General features: G+C 59.9%; 15 protein-coding genes. 2 read left to right on the top strand and 13 right to left on the bottom strand.

What is annotated here, in order from left to right; translation table 11 throughout:
* Positions 1-198: 198 nt before the first annotated feature.
* The 9 genes from FMN63_RS06100 to FMN63_RS06140 form a co-directional block, all read right to left on the bottom strand.
* Complete coding sequence (locus FMN63_RS06100; protein WP_148583053.1) at positions 199-1,818, bottom strand: GMC family oxidoreductase; 1,620 nt, start codon at positions 1,816-1,818, stop codon at positions 199-201.
* 184 nt (positions 1,819-2,002) lie between these two features.
* A complete protein-coding gene (locus FMN63_RS06105) occupies positions 2,003-3,514 on the bottom strand; it encodes an FGGY-family carbohydrate kinase (protein WP_148583054.1) in 1,512 nt (503 codons plus the stop codon).
* Positions 3,507-4,349 carry a class I fructose-bisphosphate aldolase gene (locus FMN63_RS06110; protein WP_148583055.1) on the bottom strand — a complete coding sequence of 281 codons (843 nt, stop codon included), beginning with the start codon at positions 4,347-4,349 and terminating at the stop codon, positions 3,507-3,509. The genes FMN63_RS06105 and FMN63_RS06110 overlap by 8 nt, the downstream gene beginning before the upstream one ends.
* Positions 4,340-6,067: a glycerol-3-phosphate dehydrogenase/oxidase gene (locus tag FMN63_RS06115; protein ID WP_162529987.1), complete on the bottom strand. Its 1,728-nt coding sequence runs from the start codon at positions 6,065-6,067 to the stop codon at positions 4,340-4,342. Before FMN63_RS06115 ends, FMN63_RS06110 begins: the two co-directional genes overlap by 10 nt.
* Before the next feature lie 60 nt (positions 6,068-6,127).
* Positions 6,128-7,123: an aldo/keto reductase gene (locus tag FMN63_RS06120; protein WP_148583056.1), complete on the bottom strand. Its 996-nt coding sequence runs from the start codon at positions 7,121-7,123 to the stop codon at positions 6,128-6,130.
* A complete protein-coding gene (locus FMN63_RS06125; protein ID WP_148583057.1) occupies positions 7,113-8,093 on the bottom strand; it encodes a sugar-binding transcriptional regulator in 981 nt (326 codons plus the stop codon). The genes FMN63_RS06120 and FMN63_RS06125 overlap by 11 nt, the downstream gene beginning before the upstream one ends.
* Before the next feature lie 26 nt (positions 8,094-8,119).
* Positions 8,120-9,043 carry an ABC transporter permease gene (locus FMN63_RS06130; protein WP_209000974.1) on the bottom strand — a complete coding sequence of 308 codons (924 nt, stop codon included), beginning with the start codon at positions 9,041-9,043 and terminating at the stop codon, positions 8,120-8,122.
* Between the two features lie 92 nt (positions 9,044-9,135).
* Positions 9,136-10,653: a sugar ABC transporter ATP-binding protein gene (locus tag FMN63_RS06135; protein WP_148583059.1), complete on the bottom strand. Its 1,518-nt coding sequence runs from the start codon at positions 10,651-10,653 to the stop codon at positions 9,136-9,138.
* Positions 10,654-10,766: 113 nt separating this feature from the next.
* Entirely contained in the window at positions 10,767-11,783 is a 1,017-nt protein-coding gene (locus FMN63_RS06140; protein WP_148583060.1) for a substrate-binding domain-containing protein, read from the bottom strand.
* Between the two features lie 695 nt (positions 11,784-12,478).
* Here FMN63_RS06140 and FMN63_RS06145 point away from each other — a divergent pair.
* The gene (locus FMN63_RS06145; protein ID WP_353619142.1) at positions 12,479-13,450 is read left to right on the top strand and encodes an ATP-grasp domain-containing protein; all 972 of its coding nucleotides are present in this window, start codon (positions 12,479-12,481) and stop codon (positions 13,448-13,450) included.
* A gap of 129 nt (positions 13,451-13,579) precedes the next feature.
* Positions 13,580-14,251: an HAD family hydrolase gene (locus FMN63_RS06150; RefSeq protein WP_148583061.1), complete on the top strand. Its 672-nt coding sequence runs from the start codon at positions 13,580-13,582 to the stop codon at positions 14,249-14,251.
* A 24-nt stretch (positions 14,252-14,275) separates the two neighbouring features.
* Here FMN63_RS06150 and FMN63_RS06155 read toward each other — a convergent pair whose 3' ends face one another.
* Genes FMN63_RS06155 through FMN63_RS06170 form a run of 4 tightly spaced genes read right to left on the bottom strand, consistent with a single transcriptional unit; the run spans position 14,276 to position 18,673 of the window.
* Complete coding sequence (locus FMN63_RS06155; protein WP_148583062.1) at positions 14,276-15,421, bottom strand: glycosyltransferase; 1,146 nt, start codon at positions 15,419-15,421, stop codon at positions 14,276-14,278.
* A gap of 4 nt (positions 15,422-15,425) precedes the next feature.
* Positions 15,426-16,256: a sulfotransferase family protein gene (locus FMN63_RS06160; protein ID WP_148583063.1), complete on the bottom strand. Its 831-nt coding sequence runs from the start codon at positions 16,254-16,256 to the stop codon at positions 15,426-15,428.
* Positions 16,249-17,442, bottom strand: a complete 1,194-nt coding sequence (locus FMN63_RS06165; protein WP_148583064.1) for a glycosyltransferase family 4 protein — start codon at positions 17,440-17,442, stop codon at positions 16,249-16,251. The genes FMN63_RS06160 and FMN63_RS06165 overlap by 8 nt, the downstream gene beginning before the upstream one ends.
* 13 nt (positions 17,443-17,455) lie before the next feature.
* A complete protein-coding gene (locus FMN63_RS06170; protein WP_148583065.1) occupies positions 17,456-18,673 on the bottom strand; it encodes a polysaccharide biosynthesis/export family protein in 1,218 nt (405 codons plus the stop codon).
* Positions 18,674-18,773: the final 100 nt, after the last annotated feature.

The raw sequence follows: 18,773 nt of genomic DNA on the forward strand, positions 1-18,773 counted from the left end.
GGAGCTTGCCGAGAATACGCAAGAGAGGCGTGCAACCAGCATATGCTCCCCCAACCTCATCCTGAGGAAGCGCGTTAGCGCTGTCTCGAAGGATGGGCGGCATACTCAGAAGCCATCTGCCCATCCTTCGAGACGGACCTTGCGGTCCTCCTCAGGATGAGGGAGAGAGGGGGCAACTTCCTTAAATCAGACTCCCCCTCAAGCCCGTCGCTCGGCCCGGATCATGTCCGCTGCCTTTTCCGCGATCATCACCACGGGAGACGCCGTGTTGCCCGAGACGATCCTGGGCATGATCGAGGCATCGATGACCCGCAGCCCGTCGAGCCCGCGAACCTTGAGCTGAGGATCGACAACGGACTGGTCGTCCACGCCCATGCGGCAGGTGCCAACAGGGTGGAAGATCGTGGTGGCGATATCGCCGACCTTTTTCAAAAGGTCCTCGTCACTATCGACCGTCGGCCCCGGCAGGATTTCCTCTGGCTGATACGGCTGCAAGGCTTTCGCCGTCATGATCTGCCGCGCCTGCTTCACGGATTTGACGGCAACGATCTTGTCCTTTGGCGACGACAGGTAGTTCAGTCTGATGTCCGGCTGCTGTGCGGCATTCCCGCTCTGGATATGGGACGAGCCGACGCTTTCCGGACGAAGATTACACACCGACACCGTGATGGCCGGGAACGGATGCAGCGGATCGCCCAGTTTGTCGGTCGAAAGCGGCTGGACGTGATATTCGAGATCCGGCGTTTCCAGTGAGGGATCGGACTTGGTGAACATGCCGAACTGGCTGGGGGCCATCGACATGGGCCCCGATCGGGTCAACCCGTATTCCAGTGCAATCGAGGCCTTGCCGAACAGGCTGTTGGCCATGGTGTTCAGTGTCCTGGTGTTCTGCACCTTGTAAACCGTGCGGATCTGCAGGTGGTCCTGCAGGTTCTCGCCCACGCCGGCGCGTTCGTGTTTCAGCTCGATGCCGTAGCGGGACAGTACATCGCCGCTGCCGATGCCGGACAGCTCCAGAAGCTTCGGTGAATTGATCGCACCGGCCGCAAGCAGAACCTCGCGCTCCGCCCGCGCGCTCATGTCCTGTCCCTTCACGGTGAAGGTCACGCCCGCCGCCCGTTTGCCTTCCAGCAGGATCGATCTTGTTTCCGCATGGGTGATGACGCGCAGGTTCGGACGCTTCAGAGCCGGGCGAAGGAAGCCCTTGGCCGTGTTCCAGCGAACCCCGCCGCTCTGATTGACCTCGAAAAAGCCGCTGCCTTCGTTGCTGCCGTCGTTGAAATCCGCCCGCGGCTTGACGCCGAACTCCTGCGCCCCTTTCTGCACGGCTTCCAGGATTTCCCATTTCAGCCGCTGCCTGGAGACTTTCCACTCGCCGCCACCGCCATGCAAACCGGACTTGCCGGCATGGTGGTCTTCCGATTTCAGGAAATAGGGCAGCACATCGTCCCAAGACCACCCGGTATTGCCGAGTTGGCGCCAGTGATCGTAATCCGCCGCCTGGCCGCGCATGTAGATCATGCCGTTGACCGAGGAACAGCCCCCCAGAACCTTGCCGCGCGGATAGACCAGGCTGCGCCCGTTGAGGCCGGGTTCGTTGGCTGTCTTCATCATCCAGTCGGTGCGTGGATTGCCGATGCAGAACAGATAGCCGACCGGGATATGCACCCAGTGGTAATTGTCCGAGCCGCCCGCTTCCAGGAGCAGCACCTTGACCGAAGGGTCCTCGCTCAGCCGGTTGGCCAGAACACAGCCGGCCGTTCCGGCCCCGACGATCACATAATCATACGTTCCCTCAAGTGAAGTCGGACCGCTCATGTCGTTTCCCGTTTCCTGCCCAATTCCCGCCCACAGTCTTTTCGCTGCGGTTCAGATATCGATGGTCTGCGTCATGCCGGACGGCCAATCTCAAGGCATGCCCCAACGCCCGCTGGTGCAATTTCGCCTGGCTGTTGGTCTCACAGTAGAACATCCTGGCGTCTCGGCAATTCCTCCAAGAGGACTATTGGCCCACCGCCTGGGTTTCCGCCCAGATGGGCCGCAGGGCTTCTGTCAGTCTGCAATAGGTCCCGTAGCGCCGGTCGTAATGAAGTTTCATCGCCTCATCCGGCAGGTATTCCCGTTGCACACGGGTCATCGCCGCGACCGCTGCCTCGTAGTCGGCAAACAGGCCCGCACCGATACCGGCCCCGATTGCCGCGCCCAGCGCGCCCGTCTCGCGGGCCTCGGCAACGGTGATCGGCACACCCAGGCAATCGGCGAACATTTGCGGCCAGACCGGACTGCGCGACCCGCCTCCGGAAAGCACCGCCCGGTCGAAGGCGGCCCCAGCGCTCCCGAGCACCTCGATATGTCGACGATGCTCGAAGACGACGCCTTCAAACAAGGCCCTGAGCAGATGACCTTCCGTATGCCAGCCGGCCAGACCATAGACGCCGGCACGGAAATCCGCCCCGAGGCGGGAGCCGTAGAGGAACGGATGAAAGAACGGATCGTCTGCTGCGGGCGTGACTTCCGCGATCCTTGCATTGCAATAGCTGAACGGGTCGTCGTGATGTTCACCGCGCTCCACCAGCTCTCGCACATACCATTCCAGGTTGGCGGCCGAGGTCGCGCTGGATTCGATGTTGACGAAACGACCGTGCCCAAAGCCGGAGGCCATGAACATGGCCTTGTCGACAATCGGCGCTTCGGAAAACACCTGATTGATGCTCCAGGTACCCGCAATGATCGAGGCTTCGCCGGGATGGATGACCCCGGACCCGAGCGCACTGGCAATCACATCGAAATAACCGCCGACAACAGGCGTGCCTTCCATCAGTCCGGTTGCCTTCGCAGCTTCGGCTGTAATGTGACCGGCGATTTCCACCGGCTCCACCAGACGCGGCAACATCGCTTCGGCTTCGCCGATGCCATAGAGATCCAGAAGCGCGGTGTCGTAGCTGTTCTCCGGCAAACGCAGCAAACCGCATCCCGACATATCGGAAATATCGCTGACACGTTCTCCGGTCAGCTTGAAGGTGATGAAGTCCTTGCATAGCAGCACGGTTCCGGCTCGGGCATAAAGGTCCGGCCGGTTGTCCTTGATCCAGGCAAGCAGCGTCGGTGTCTGCGACGGCCAGGGCTCCTGCAGACACAGCTCATGCAGCCGGTCGCCATTCGCCTCACGCAGCTTGCCTGCATGATCTGCCGCCCGCGTATCCAGCGACTGGATGCCGAGCAGCGGTTGATGGTTCCTGTCCAGCAGGTAAAGCCCGTTGCCATGCCCGGCGCATCCGACCGCCGCGATCTGTGACGGCGCAACACCCGCCTTGTCGAGGCAATCGCGGATCACTGTTTGCGCGTTGCGCCACAGCTCGCCGAGATCCCGTTCCACATGTCCGGGAGCGGGTGAAAACGATTGCCCGTCCAGAGCACTCATCGCCACCTGTCGGCCCGCCAGATCGAACAGGACAGCCTTGATCACCGTGTTACCGGCATCGAGCCCCAGCAGATAAGTCCTGTCGTCAGCCACGGTTGTAGATGTCCCATGCTTCGTCGCCGTCAGCACCGTTGTGGATCATCGCCATCAGTGCCGCAACCACCGCCTTCGGATTGTCGTGCTGGTAGATGTTCCGGCCATAGACCATGCCTTTGGCGCCCTGACGCATCAGCGCAGCGGATTTGTTGAGAACGGTCTTCAGGTCTTCCTTGCCGCCGCCGCGCACCAGAACGGGCACCCGCGCCGCTTCCACCACCCGGTGGAAGTCGTCTGCATTCTCGGTCGGGTCGGCCTTGATGATGTCCGCTCCCATCTCGCTTGCCAGCCGGACCAGGGTCACGATCTTGTCCGCATCGCCATCGACCTGATAACCGCCTCGGATATCATTCGGCAGCATCACCAGCGGCTCGATCATCAGCGGCATGCCGTACTTGTGGCAGGCTGCACGCACCCTGGAGATATTCTCAACGCATTGGCGGAACAGCTCCGGCTCGTCCGGCAGCATGAACAGATTGACCACCACACAGGCGGCATCCATCTCCAGCGCGCCAATGATCGGCTCATCGGCATTCTGCAGCAGCGACCACATCACCCGGTGGCGCTGGTCATTGTAGGGGTTACCCATGTCGATGCGCATCACCAGCGCCGGCTTGTCTTTTTCCGGACGCGATTGCAACAGGTCCGCCTGACCGTAGGCCATCTGGATCGCATCCGGGCCAGCCTTGACCAGCGTATCGACAACGCCTGCCATGTCTTCCAGACCAACCATGAAGCTCGGTTCGTTGCACACGCCGTGATCGACGGCAACATCCAGACAGCCGCCATGGGTGAACATCCGGTTCATCCGGGCTTTCGGGCTCAAACGCATATTCTGCTCCTGCTCATGTCTTCGTTCCGGCGGCCGTCGAGGGAGACGCCGTGATAGGTGGAAAGGTCTTCAATCAGCCGGTCGCGCTGATCCTTGCACTCCTCCTCGGACCAGCCGAGTTCTTCACCGGCAATGGCAGCCAGCTTGTCGAGAAGTTCCTCACTCAGCAGCCCTCTGATGGCGAGTGTCGTCCGCCGCAAGACGATGTCGGCAAGGGTCACCGCGTTTTCATGCCGCGCAAGAAAGGCGACTTCCGCTGCGGTGATCTCTGTCCCGGAGGCAAGACCCTGATCGTCCGGACGCCCCTGACAGAACGCCAGCAGTTTCACCGCCGTTGTGCCGTAAGTGCCTGCAAGATGGGTCGCCCGACCCAAACTGATGTCGTATTTGGCAGCAAGGTCATGCTCCAGGACCGTCGCCGCTTGCGGAAAGCCCTTGCCGCCCCCGATGGGAAGCGTCTGGGTTTGTACTTTCCGCGTCCGGCCTAACGCGCCAAGCACCTCATCGGCTGCCTGTTCGGCAAAGGCACGGAACGTGGTCCATTTGCCGCCGATCATGCAAATCTGCGGAACGGGGCCTTCGATGCGTGTGGTGAAATGGCCTCTGGAAATCCGGCCGGTAAAGTCATGATCGCTCTTCGGCAGCGGCCGGATGCCGCTGTAACTGAAGACGATATCCTCCGCGCTGAAATCAATCTCCGGAAAGACAAGGCGGAGCGAGCCCAGGATATAGGCCTCCTCTTCCGGTTCGCAGCGCACGCGCTCGGCCGTCTTGACGCGAATATCCGTCGACCCGGCCAGCACCTTGCCGAAGAACGGAAAGACGATGCAGACCCGGCCATCCGCGTTCTCGAAATAGACCATATGGCCGCCAAGCGCCTTTTCCAGCGCGGGATTATCGAGAATGAGGTGAGACCCCTTGGTGCCTGACACCAACCGTTCGTGGCCGGAATTGCCGGCCAGCTCGTCGATGGCATCGTCCAGCCATGCGCCCGTCGCGTTGACGATGATCTTCGCCGATATTTTTTCCCTGCGCCCACTCACCTCATCGCGCAGGAAAAACTCATCCCCCTCCGGCTCAAGACAGGCATAGTTGAGGGCGACACAGTCCGGCGCCGCCTCTTCCACGTCCCTGACAAGCTCCAGCCCCAGCCGCTCCGGGTGGCTGATCCAGGCATCGTGATAGGTGGCCGAACAGCGGATGGCACCGGAGAGACCCGGCCAGGTGTCACGGGTCGCCTTTGCCCCACGAAACTGATGCTTCGGCAACAGGCGGCGCTTGCGGGTAACCCAGTCGTAGAGCGTCAATCCAAGCTTTATCGGCACCGCGCCCCGGCTGGCGGGCTGGCCCGAAAAGCCGACGAAACTTGCCGCACTGTTCAACAGACCGGAAAAGAGCGAGCCGATGGGAATGACGGTTGGCAATGGATGCACCAGATGAGGCGCATTGACCAGCAGTGCATCGCGTTCCCGCAAGGATTCGCGCACCAAATCGAACTCGCCGTTTTCCAGATAGCGCAATCCGCCGTGGATCATGCGCGACAGCGCCGAGCTGCACCCGGAGCAGAAGTCATTGCGTTCCACAAGCAACACCCTGACGCCCTGGAGCGCCAGATCCCGGTAGACCCCGATCCCGTTGATACCGCCGCCGACGACAACGGCATCGAAGGCGCCGTCACGCACGATGCGGTCCCATTTTTCTTGCCGTTGTTCGGACATGCCTTCCCCGTTCGCCGGACAGGTGTCCGGCGCCCTTTCCAATGTCACTATCGAAATCTCTTAAGCCGCAAGGTCTGTCAGATGGGTCGCGGCAGCCTTGCCGATGACCCCGATTTCCTCCTCCGACAACCTGAGACGCCCTGCCTTTGCATTCTCCCGCGCCTGCTCCGGATCACGCGCCCCGCAGAGCGAGAAGGTGATACCCGGCTGTTGCAGCGTCCAGGCGATCACCACCTGGGCCTTTGTCGCCCCATGGGCATCTGCTATCGGTGCAATCGCGCCCATCAGCTCGGCAACCTTGCGGCGGTTTACGACCGAGAAGCGCGGATTGTCCTTGCGCTGGTCATCGCCTTCAAAGGTCCGGTCCGGGCCAATCTTGCCGGTCAGAAGGCCCAGCGCGAGCGACGAATAGCTCAGCACCGAGACCTTTTCCTGAAGACAGAGCGGCACATGGGTTTCCTCGATGTCGCGCTTGATCATCGAATATTCTTCCTGGATGGCGTCCAGTTGCCCGGCAGCCAGATAGGCTTTCACATCGTCGACGGTCGTGTTGCTGGCGCCGATCGAGCGTATTTTGCCCTGGGTCTTCAGCGTCTCCAGGGCCTCCATGGTTTCCGACACCGGCGTGGTCGGGTCCTGCCAATGCGTGATGTAGTGATCGATGTAATCGGTCCCGAGCCGCTTCAGGCTCTGCTCGACTTCGTAGACAATCGCATCCTTGCCGAGATAGCGGTGCACCGGCTTGCCGTCGTAATCGAAGAAGTGATTACCCTTCTGCGTGTGCCAGACGAGGCCACATTTGCTTGCCAGCACCACCTTGTCGCGCCGACCGGCAATAGCCTTGCCGACGATCTCTTCCGCCAGCCCCTGGCCATAGGCCGGCGCAGTGTCGATCAGGCTGACGCCTTCGTCAATGGAGGCCTGGATTGCGGAAATCGACTTGGCCTCATCCGTGCCGCCCCACATCCAGCCACCGATGGCCCATGTGCCGAGCCCGATAGCCGACGCCTTGATGCTGGAACGTCCGATCTCGCGTGTCAGCATTTCATGCAACATTCTGTTTGCCTTCCATGGTTGCAAGGACCGCTCCCGCGGTGTTCTCGTCCAAGATGAGTGAATTCAGATAGTTTCCGTTGAGGACCGCCCGGATCGGCCAGATCTTTTCGTCGCCCGAAGTCACCCCGATGACGCGCTTGAAGCGCCGCAGCTCCTCCGGTGCCAGGGCAACCAGCCGTGAATTGAGTGCGTAATCGGCCACCGTTCCGTCCTGGCGCATCAGGTAGGCCAGAAATTCGGCACTGACGCCGCTGCCAATCAGCATCTTGCGATCCGATTCCGGCATCGGGTGCAGGTCGTAGTAACTCGACCCGGGCGCCGCGATGGAGCCGATGCCGACAAGAGCAATGGTCGCCTGCCGGGCCAGATCCAGAACCTGGCGAATGGAGGCGACTTCCATCAGCATGTCGCGCTGCTCACGGCTTTCGGCAAAGAGCGGCGCATGAAGCTGCAGCGCGGTGCCACCCAGTTTCTCGGCCATGAGGCTCGCCTGATGGTTGACGTCCGTGTGGTACTTGCCCTGCACCCCACCGGTCAGCGGCACAACGGTGACGTCGAACTTCCGGTCCGCCTCTATGTTCTGCACCACCGCACCGACCGCCTTGCCGCCCGTGATTGCAATGATGTCGCCGTCGCGGATGGTCTCCACCAGATGATTGGCTGCGGCAAGCCCGACCTGCTTCAGCGTCGTGTTGGGGCTGCCCTCGACAGACGAGGTCACCAGCGCCTTGGAAAGCGGCGTCGCCTGTTCCAGCAGATTCTCCAGATCCGTCAGCCGCTGGAACGGGTTTTCGATATCGATCTTGATCATGCCCATCTTGCGGCCCTGGGTGATCAGCCGGTTGACCTTGGACGTCGACAGGTTCAGCAGTTCGGCGATCTCCGATTGCTTCTTGCCTTCCAGGAAATGCAGCACGAGGACCGTGTGCATTTGGCGCATCAGCTCGATATCGTTTTTCTTGTCCGCCATCGGATTGCCTCTTAGCTGGTGCCGGGTCAGGCGCGTTTCTTGACGAGATAATGGTCGATGGAGACGGCCGTCAGCAGGATGGACCCACGGATGATATCCTGCCAGTAGACCGAGACATCCAGAAGCGCGAGCGAGCTGGAGACCACCGACAGCAGCACCGCCCCCAGGATTGCCCCGAATATGGTCCCGGAGCCCCCCTTGAGGCTCGCCCCGCCGATGACGGCAGCCGCAATCACGTTCAGTTCCATACCAATGCCGAAGGTCGGCTGGGCCGAGCCGAAGCGGGCCATGTAGATGATGCCGGCAACACCGCACAGTGCCGAACAAAGGGTCGTCGTGAAGAACACCACCCGCTTGGTGCGGATGCCGGAATAGGCCGCCGCCTTCTCGTTGCTGCCGGTGTAGAACACCTTGCGGAACATGGTCGTGCGGCGCAGCAGGAAGTCGAAACCGATCACCACCACAAGGAAGATCACGATGACGATCGGGATCGGTCCGATGGAGCCCTGGCCGATGAACTTGAATTCCGGCGGCAGGGTGAAGAGACCGAGCGGACGCCCGCCCGTGCCCAGAAGGCATGCGCCCCGGGCAATCACCATGATTGCCAGCGATACGATGAAATGATGCAAGCCGACGCGGGTGACAAAGAAGCCCATGAAGGCCCCGATTGCCGTGCAGGCGGCGATTGAAATCGCCGACGCCACCCACGGATCGACACCATTGAGAAACAGCCACCCGGCAATCACCATAGCCAGCGCCGTCACTGAACCGACCGAGAGATCGATACCGCCCGAAATCAGCAGGATGGTCATGCCGACCACCACGATGCCTTCCACCGCAAAGGCCATGACCATGGCACGCATGTTCACCCACGTCAGGAAGTAGGGTGAGGCGAAGGACATCACGATGAACAGCACGAGAATGATTGCGATGAGTCCCGTTTCACGCATGCGCAGCAGCTTGCGGATAAACGAGACGTCCGCCGGTTTGCCGTTCGGCGCGCCTGCCACGGAGACGGCGTCTTCCATGATTCCCCCCACGATTAATGTATGGTCGCCTTGGCGCCCACGGACGCCAGGTGCATTATGTTTTCTTCTGTCATCTGTGCGCCCGTCACCTCGCCGCTGATACGCCCCTCCCGGACCACCAGCACACGGTCGCAAACACCGATCAGTTCCGGCAGCTCTGAAGAAATCACCAGAATACCGACCCCGCTGCTGGCGAGATTGCGCAAGATACGGTGGATCTCTGCCTTCGCGCCCACATCCACGCCGCGCGTCGGCTCGTCCAGGAAGATCAGCTTCGGATTGACCGACAGCATTTTCGCAATCGCGACCTTTTGCTGATTGCCTCCGGAGAGCGAGGATACCGGGTCGGACAGCGCGCCGTACTTGAGGTTCAGACGCTTGCCGAGGCTTTCCGCCTGGGCCTCTTCCCTGGCACCCGCAATCAACCCCAAGGGGGTTGCGACCTGCTCCAGCTTGAGGGCGGACACATTGGCGGCAATCGACATGTCAAGAAAGATGCCGTCGCCCTTCCGGTCTTCCGACAGATAAACGATGCCTTCGGAAATACTGTCGCGATAAGTCTTCAGAAAAAGTTGGCGCCCGTTGAGCGAGACTTCGCCCGTGACGTCGCCTTCAAGCCGGCAGATGCCCTTCACGATTTCGCTGCGCCCGGCACCGATCAGTCCGGCAATGCCGAGGATTTCCCCCTTGCGAAGCTGAAACGTGACATCCTTGAACCGCGTGCGTTCGCTCAGATTGCGCACATCCAGAATGATGTCATCCGTTTTTTCGCTGTCAGACTGCTTGCGCGGATAAAGCTCGTCGATCACCCGGCCGACCATGGCATTGACCACGTCGTCGGGCTGGATCTCGGCAACACTGCGGGTGGTGATGTATTTCCCATCCCGGAAGACGGAAACCCGGTCGCAATTGTCGAAGATCTCGACCATGCGATGGGAGATGTAGATGATCGAGATGCCCTTGCCGGCGAGACGGCGCATGATCTTGAAAAGGACCTGCGCTTCCTTCTCGGTCAGCGCTGCTGTCGGCTCGTCCAGGATCAGCACCCGGCAGTCAAGCGTCAGCGCCTTGGCGATCTCGACGAGCTGCTGGTGGGAAATCGAAAGATCTCGCACAAGTGTCGCCGGATCGATGTCGCCAAGCTGGCCCAGCACCTCGGTGGCCCTCTTTTCAAGCGCGCGGTAGTTCATCAGGAAGGAACGGCTGACATTGGTCGTCGCCATGAAGATGTTCTCGGCAACTGTGACATCGGGGCACAGCGCGATCTCCTGGTGAACGAACCCGATGCCCAGCTTTTGCGCCACGGCGGGCGAAGAAATGACAACTGGTTTGCCGTCTAAATAAATCTCGCCACTGTCCGGCTGCAAGATGCCGTCGATGATATTCATCAGCGTGGATTTGCCGGCGCCGTTCTCCCCGGCAAGCGCGTGGATTTCGCCTTTGCGCAGTTCGAAGTCCACGCCCTTCAGCGCCTGGACAGGCCCGAAGGATTTCGAGAGATTGGAGATCTTCAGGATCACATCGTCAGTCATGGCGAGGCCGATTTGCTCAAAGTTCCGGAAAAGAACGGGCTGCCTGATCTGCTTCATCAACAACAGACAGCCCGCCATATCGACCGGGGCGCGACAGGACCCCGGCCGGTTCGTCAGCTCGGATCGCGGCCTTCCATGTAGGCGTTGAGATCGAAGCTATCGGCGTTTTCCTTGGTAATCACGGCAAAGCCGTTGTCGACGTAGGGGATCTGCACCGGGTTGTAGCCGGACACCTTGTAATCGTTGAACGGATCGAACACGTCGGAGTGCGCAGCCAGGAACACGGCCATGAAGCCCATGAAACCCTGCATGCCCTGGTTCGGGTTCAGCGCCATATGGATGTTGCCCGCCTTGATGTGCTCCAGCGTAGTCGGCGTGACATCCGCATGCATGATCAGCACCTTGGCTTCCGCTTCCAGCACCGCTGCGACAGCCCCTTCAGCCGATCCGGCTTCCGGGATCCAGAGCGCGGCAAGGTTCGGGTTGGCCTGAAGGATCGAGGCCGTTGCCCGGTAGGCGGCGTTGCTGTCCTGGTTGGTTGCCTGACGGCCGACCAGTTTCATGTTCGGGTAGTTCTTTTCCATGTAGTCGATCAGCGCGGTTACGCGCAGGTCGTGGTTCGACTGACCCGGGTTTTCAAGAACCGCATATTCGGCACTGTCGCCAACCTGTTTGACGATTTCTTCGGCCGCAAACTTGGCTTCGGCCAGGTTATCGGAGGTGACATAGGCACTGCGCTTGGACTTCGGAGAATCCGCCGCGAAGGTGACGATCTCCGTGCCGCTGTCGACCGCCCGGTCAATCGGCTCAATGAACGGGTCGGACTGCATCGGGTGCAGCAGAACACCGGCAGGCTGCTTGACCATGTCCTGCTCGAACGATGCAATCTGCTTGGTGATGTCGTAGTCCGGCGTACCGGAGAAGATCGTCTCGCAGCCGAACGCGGACGCAGCCTGCTTGAAGCCCTGATAGACCGGCACCCAATAAGGATGACCAGAGACCATGACGTTCATGATGTAGGTTTCGCCCGGCTCGCATTTCAAACCGTCCGCAGCCGCCGGAGCAGCCGTCAGGACAGCGGCTGACAGCATGCCAGAAGCCAGAATTCCCTTGAAAATAGAAGTGCCCATAGTTTCCTCCCTGGACCCGCGGTCTCCCGGCCGCAAGCAGCCGAACCTCCGTTGGGTGATTGATTTCAGATTGTCAGGAAATCCCGCCTGCGTTCCTCTCCACGCAGACAGACCCGACGCTGCTCCTCCCACTCTTGCAGTCCAGCCCATCAGAGGCTTTTTCGATGCAAGAAATTTCAATCACTGGTTTTTATCCCAGCGACTTCATGGATAAGAGCAGCCCCCGGAAACCGTCAAACTCTTTTGGTATTTATTTCTTTTTGTGAAATTTATTTCAGGACCCAATCCAACAAAGCAGGTGAGAACGTTCCCCGTTCAGACCAATCAAACGACTGATCTTTTTGCACTTTTTGCCGACATCCAATGCGAAATTCGCCGGCTATTATGCATCTTCAACTGGCGGCCTTGGCGTCGTGCGTTTGGCAGTGAGGCCATCGACGCGGAAAGGTTGAGGGTCATGGTCAACCCGGCGACCAGGAGCCGATCAAACCGGGACATCAGGTGTTTGATACCGGCGACGCCATGCCAATGGTTCGTGGTGACAGTCGAAAACAACACGCCAACTGCATGAGGAGCGTAAATCTGAATTCACAAAATCAAAAGGGCTGTCTATAGTCCCCCTACGGTCGAAGTCGGCTTGTTTACTGATTTGATATTCATTTTGAATTGCCCCTCACATTTCCGGAGAGTTTGTTGTGCCGGTCAAAGAATTGCGACTATTGATTTGTTCCGCAGGACGCCGCGTTGGATTGCTTCAGTGCTTTCGATCTGCCGCCGAACGCCTGGGCATCCAATTGGAAATACTTGCCTGTGACCTCGTGCCGGATTTAAGCGCGGCCTGCGCAGTTGCGGACCGGGCCTTTGCCGTGCCCCGATGCAATGACCCCGGCTATGCCAAGGCTATTCTCGATATCGTTCGTGACAATCAGGTCAATCTGGTGGTTCCGACGATTGACCCGGAGTTGATGCCGCTTGCGAGCGTAGCGGACGATTTCGCCCAGCTGGGAGCACGGCTGCATGTTGCCCCGACTGACATCATCGAAGTTGTAAGGGACAAGCGGCTGACGTCTGAAACGCTTGAAGCGGCTGGCGTGCCCGTCCCCGGATCGCTGGGACACGAAGCATTGCTCGCCGATCCGGATGCGCTCGGCTGGCCGGTGTTTGCCAAGCCAAGTGGCGGCAGTGCCAGCCGGGGATTGCAGGTGTTTCAGAACATCAACGAACTGCCCGACAGTTTTGAGGAACCCATGGTGTTCCAGCAGCTTCTGCGTGGTCCAGAATACACGATCAACATGTTCGTCGATAAAGGCGGCCAGCTGCAAACCGTGGTTCCCCATCTGCGCATTCAGATCCGCGCGGGTGAAGTCGAGAAGGGGAAAACGGTTCGTCGCGACGATTTCCGGCAGATCGCCGAAGGCGTGCACCGTGCCTTGCCCGGCCTGACAGGCGTAGCCTGTTTTCAGGTGATCGACGACCCGGATCTTGGACCGCGCGTCATTGAAATCAATGCAAGATTCGGTGGCGGTTATCCGCTGGCCGACCATGCCGGCGCCTATTTTGCGCAATGGCTGCTTGAGGAAGTTCTGGATCGTCCGTGCGGTGCAAATGATGACTGGCGAGAAAATGTCAAAATGCTCCGGTACGACAGCGCGGTCTATGACGGCTGACCATCCAAGACGTCCGGCAGCCGTGCTGGCCTTTCGTCGGCATCCACGCAACAGGTCCGCGCTTGCTTCGGTTACCATTTCCCGAAGCAGGGACCTGTCGGCTTGGAACCCTTTGTGCGGTGGATCGTGATGATTGTTTTTGATCTGGACGATACGCTCTACCTGGAGCGGGATTTTGCGTTCAGCGGCTATCGCTATCTCGACGGGTGGATGAAACAGCGTGAAGGCATCTCCGGCTTTGGCAATGCCTGCCAGATGCTGTTCGAGGAAGGTGAGCGGCGCCACATCTTCAATCGCGCGCTTGAAAGTCTCGGTCACAGCGGGGACGGCAATCTGATCCCGGATCTTGTTGCGGCCTACCGCGGCCACACGCCACAAATTACGCTGGCTCCGGACGCGGCCCGTTATCTCGAGCACCATAGTGGTCCGTTCGGCCTGATAACCGACGGACCGGCGGCAACTCAAAACGCCAAGATCGTTTCCCTCGGGGTTGAGCAGTGGATTGACCATATCCGCAAGACCGGAGACTGGCCGCAAGGATATGGCAAGCCGCATCCTCGCGCTTACGAGGAAATGGAAGAACGTGCAGCAGATGGCGGACCGATGGTCTACGTTGCCGACAATCCCGCCAAGGATTTCGTGACCCCAAAAGCACGCGGCTGGATCACCGTTCAAATCCGGCGGACAGGGGCGGTCCATTCACCACACGCGAAAGAGGACGCATACGCGGCCCATGTGGAGATAACGTCGCTCGACGAACTGGACGCCGCGCTGAAGGAGCAAATGGGCCACCGAAAATAGGCGTCTGAAGCACCAAGTGTGCCGTTACGCTGGAAGGCGCTGCGACAGAACCTCCCGGTATTCATCGAGGATATGCTTCACCTGATAATTCTTCTCGATGCGCACTCGAGCCCTTTGTCCGAGATCTGCGACCTGATCGGCGGTCAGCTGGGCGAAGTCCGCCATTGCCTCGGACAATGCATCCGGATCCCCCGGCAAAACCACCTTGCCGGTGTCTGCCACGATAAGCGCCGCGTCGCCGACATCGGTGGTGACCACCGGGCGGGCGTGGCTCATGGCTTCAGCGACCACATTCGGGAAGCCCTCCGTCCGCGATGACAGGACAAGAACATCTATCTGCGAATAGAAATCCTCCATGTCACGCAATTCGCCGAGCAGTTTCAGGCGTGACGGATCGAGCCCTGCTTCCGCCACCAGGGCCATGACCTCGCTGTTGCGCTCATCGAGACCGTGGCCTGCGGCGACAAAGCGGGCATCGGGAAATTGCGCTGCGATCTGGGCCGCGGCCCGGAAGAAGGTCAGATGGTCCTTCTGCGGATGAAACCGTGCGGCAATACCGAACACGCGGGCCTTACCTGGCGCACGCTCCGCGAACTCCGGCACCACCACACCATTCGGTATGACTTTGCCGTATCGCGCGGCATAACCATACTGTTCGTGCTGCTCTTTCGCCCGTGCAGAATTGTAGACGATGCCCGCAGCGCGGGACGAAAGCATGCGTGCGCCTGCAACAGCAAGGCGAGTGCTCCGGGTCAGGCTGCGCGGGTCGTCAAGCGCCTGGCGCACCGTCCAGTAGACGGGCGGCGCGCCCGCAAGCCGCGCCGACACGGTGCCGACAACCATCGCATGATACATCCAGCACAGCACTGCGCGCGGACGCTTCTGCCGCATAAGCCGAGTCAGGCTCCTTATCGCGCCCGGCATCTGCAGCGCTCCACGGGCGTTGAGCGAATGATAGTCCACATCCGGGCGTCCGGCCAAATTCAGATTGCGCTCGGAAACATCGATCAGGGACACAACGACTGTCGGATCCGCAGTCGCCGCCAACAGTCTTGCCAGCATGGTTTCCGCACCGCCGCTGGCAGCGAAATTCGTAATCACATGCATGACCGGCGCGCCAGAGCCCGTTCCAGGCCCTATCTCGAAACCGTCGCTGGCAAATTCGTCCATCCGCTCAGATCCCGTGCATGCCGCGCCAGGCGTCGAGCGGTTTCCCCATCCGTTGCTCAAGTTCACTGACTTCCGGTGCAAAGAAGTCCTGCAGCCTTTTTTCCAGATCCGGGCTCAATGGCGGATATTCCTGCGGCCGGGCAACGGCGTCGCGAAGAACCTTGATTGGCTTTGTGTGCCGAACGCCGTCCAGGACCGGCCGAAACGGCTTCAGCACCTTGCGCAGGGGCAGAGGAACCATGGCCGCGTTCTTGTCCTTGACCTTGCTGTCCACCGGGGGGGCCAAGGGCGCCTCGTGACCGATATGGGAGGCAAGGCGGGCGAGCTGAGTTTCTGGCTCACGCCGGATATCCTCGAACAACAGCAGCAGGATCTGTTCCGCCGGGAACAGATCGTAGAACCGGCGAAGATGCAGGGCATACCGGCCGTTGTTGATGAACCGCTGGTCCGCCGCCCTGGCCGGATCGAGATGATCCTCGATGTTTCGGGAGACCTCCCCCCGCCGCAAGAGCATGCAATAATCGGAGTAGGCACGCGCGGCGGGTTCCCGCATCTGCACGACCAGCCGGACATCTGGAAGATCCCGCCGGATTCGCTCCGCGGCTTCAGGAACAGTGAGATAGGTATTGGACTTTTCTCCGACAAGAGCGTCCGGCTTGTCGAAGTTGAACTGAGACAGATACCAGTCCGATCCACGGTGATACTCATCGGAAAAATAATGCAGTTCCGGACTGGGCATCGATATCGTCGGGCTGCGCTCCAGTGATCTTTGCAGCCAGGTCGTTGCGGATTTGGCGGCGCCGAAAATCAGAAATCGAATATTTGAATCAAGCATATGCGGTACCTGCTACCTGAGGGCCCTCGAAAAGTTGTTCGTAAAGGCGGGAAATCTCGGAAACGTGGCGTTCTGCCCCATATTTGGCCGCGGCATCTGCCTGTGCGGCGTCAGCAATCCGGGTTTGCAGCGCAGGGTCGCTGATAAGGTTGCTGACAGGGTCAACAAAGCTCTCCGGAACATCCGGTTCGACGAGAAATCCCGTCAGACCGTCCGCAATCGCTTCAATGTTTCCGCCGTGACGCGTCGCGACGACCGGTGTGCCCAGATACATGCTCTCGATCAGGGTCCGGCCAAAGGGCTCGTTGACGGCCGGGACGAGCATGACGTCGACACCGCTCATGGCCTCGAAGACCGGTGAGCGAAAGCCCATGAAATGGAAATTGTCCGCCAGCCCGAGGCTGCTGACCAGTTCCCTGCAAGTTTCGTCCAGCCCCTGGGTTGCGTCGACGGCATCTCCGAACAGCAATCCGTGCACCTGGCGATCCGGCAAGGCGCGGCGAACGGCGTCAACCGCGCGAACAAAGCCGTCCGGACGCTTGCGTTTGATAATCGAGCCGAAATATCCGAGCAGTACCGCGTCCCCCGGCACGCCGAGTTCCTCGCAAAGCGCGGCATGCGCGGCTGTGCGGTCGGGCCGGACGGCCGGAAAATCAAACGGACTGCGGATCACGCTGGATCGCTCGCCGAGAGACCGGATTGGACGCGATGGCATCGCGTAATGGGAAACGCTTACGATGTGGTCGGCCAGCAATGGGGCGAGCGTGTTGGCACCTCTGGCTGCCGGGTCCTGACGATGATGCCAGAGGTGACGGCAACCGGACAATTTGCTCGGCACGATCCAGTTGGCATGCATGCGCCCTTCGTTCGTATGCACAATGTCGGGATCGATCTGTTTCAGCGTCCGCCGCAAGGCAGGCAATGTTCGCGTCATATAGCCCAGCGCGCCGACACGACCGGGCAAAGGCAGGCCAGGCGACGACATCAGCGGCGTGTCCTCCAGCACCTCGTAATCAAGGCCCAGATCCCGCGCCCTTTTGCCAATGGCCCCAGGCTCGAAATGAACGAGGACACGCGCCTCGAACCGACTTGGATCAAGCGAGGCGGCAAGGCTGAGCGCCGAGATGTGACTCCCGCCCAGAACAGGTCCGCCGACGAACGGATACAATACTCGAATGCGTCTCATCACTGCACCAGACCTACTTGGACGCTGTTTCGGAAATTGCCAGCGTGATTGTCAGACTGTCACCGGGACGCATGAAGGCGTTCAGATCGACGTTCAAACTCTTCATCTCGCCATTCTCGAACCGCGAGATCCTGTAGGAAGGCGTGACGATGCTATCCTGCGCCGAAGTATCGACAGAGGACGTCGCCAGCGCCTCGGCGTAGACCTTGTGGGCCAGTTCAAGACGGGCTTCCACGTCAAAACGCTTGGATTTCACTACCGTGAGTTCGGAGAGCTTCTGACCACGGGTCTTGTCGAACAGGGTCGCGGCCTCTCGCGTTGCGAGATTGAGACGCTGCTCCGCATCGAGACGCGCGACTTCAAGCTGCAGGCGTTTTGCCTCAAGGTCATTGAGGGCCGTGTTGGCGGCGGACACACGCGTCGTTACGGCCAGCCCCTTCTCCTTCAGGTGCTCCATGGATGCGAGATCATTGCGGGCCAGTTCGATCTGTTTGTCGCGCAGGGTGATTTCTTCGGACAGCTGGGAAATTTTCTCGGTAAGCAGCACACGAAGATCCTTGAGGCTCTGGAGCTCCGCCTTGGTCACCTTGATGTTGGCTGAAAGGATCTTGGACTGCACCGGATCAGTGGATTGCGACTCGACCGTATCAGGCAGCTCTTCCGCTGAATAAAGCTGGACTTCCTGTTCAAGCCGTTTTTCCTGCTCCGCCAGACCGGCTGCCGTTCCGCGCAGCTGATTGATCTCTCCCGTTATCTTGGTGAGCGATGTCTCCCGTGTCCCTTCTTCGTTCGGAAGGCGATAAAAACCGCCGGCAATCGCCAGAGCTTTTTCGACCGTCATGCCGGGTGTGAAGTCAAACTGGCCAGGGGAAGTGACCGCGCCCCCCACGAACACAGGCGCATATCGCGATATTTCGACAGACACCGCGGGTAATTCCGTCAGGCCGACGATGCGCTGCATCCGGCTGGCAATTGTCTCCGCGACCTCGTCCAGGGTCTTGCCGACGACTTCCACGGCACCCGCAATCGGAACGTAGATATTGCCATCCGGCGCCATCTTGTAGGAGCCGGCAACGCCGTCCCAGTTGGCAAAGGTCTTGTTACGGGCATCCCAGGCGCCGGCGCGAAGCTCCAGCGTCTCACCGCCGGAAAGCCTGTACTGTTCGGCCGCGTGACCAGAGCCAAGAAAAGCCATCAATGAAATCACGGCAACGAATAAACGAATACTCAACTCAAAATCTCCCGGATTAAATCCAAATTTCAAAAACTGAATTATTTTCAATATCTGGCAGTATATCACAAAAAGAGACAAATACCTCCAAAGGAACACT

This window comes from Stappia sp. BW2 (assembly GCF_008107695.1).
Lineage (GTDB): Bacteria > Pseudomonadota > Alphaproteobacteria > Rhizobiales > Stappiaceae > Roseibium.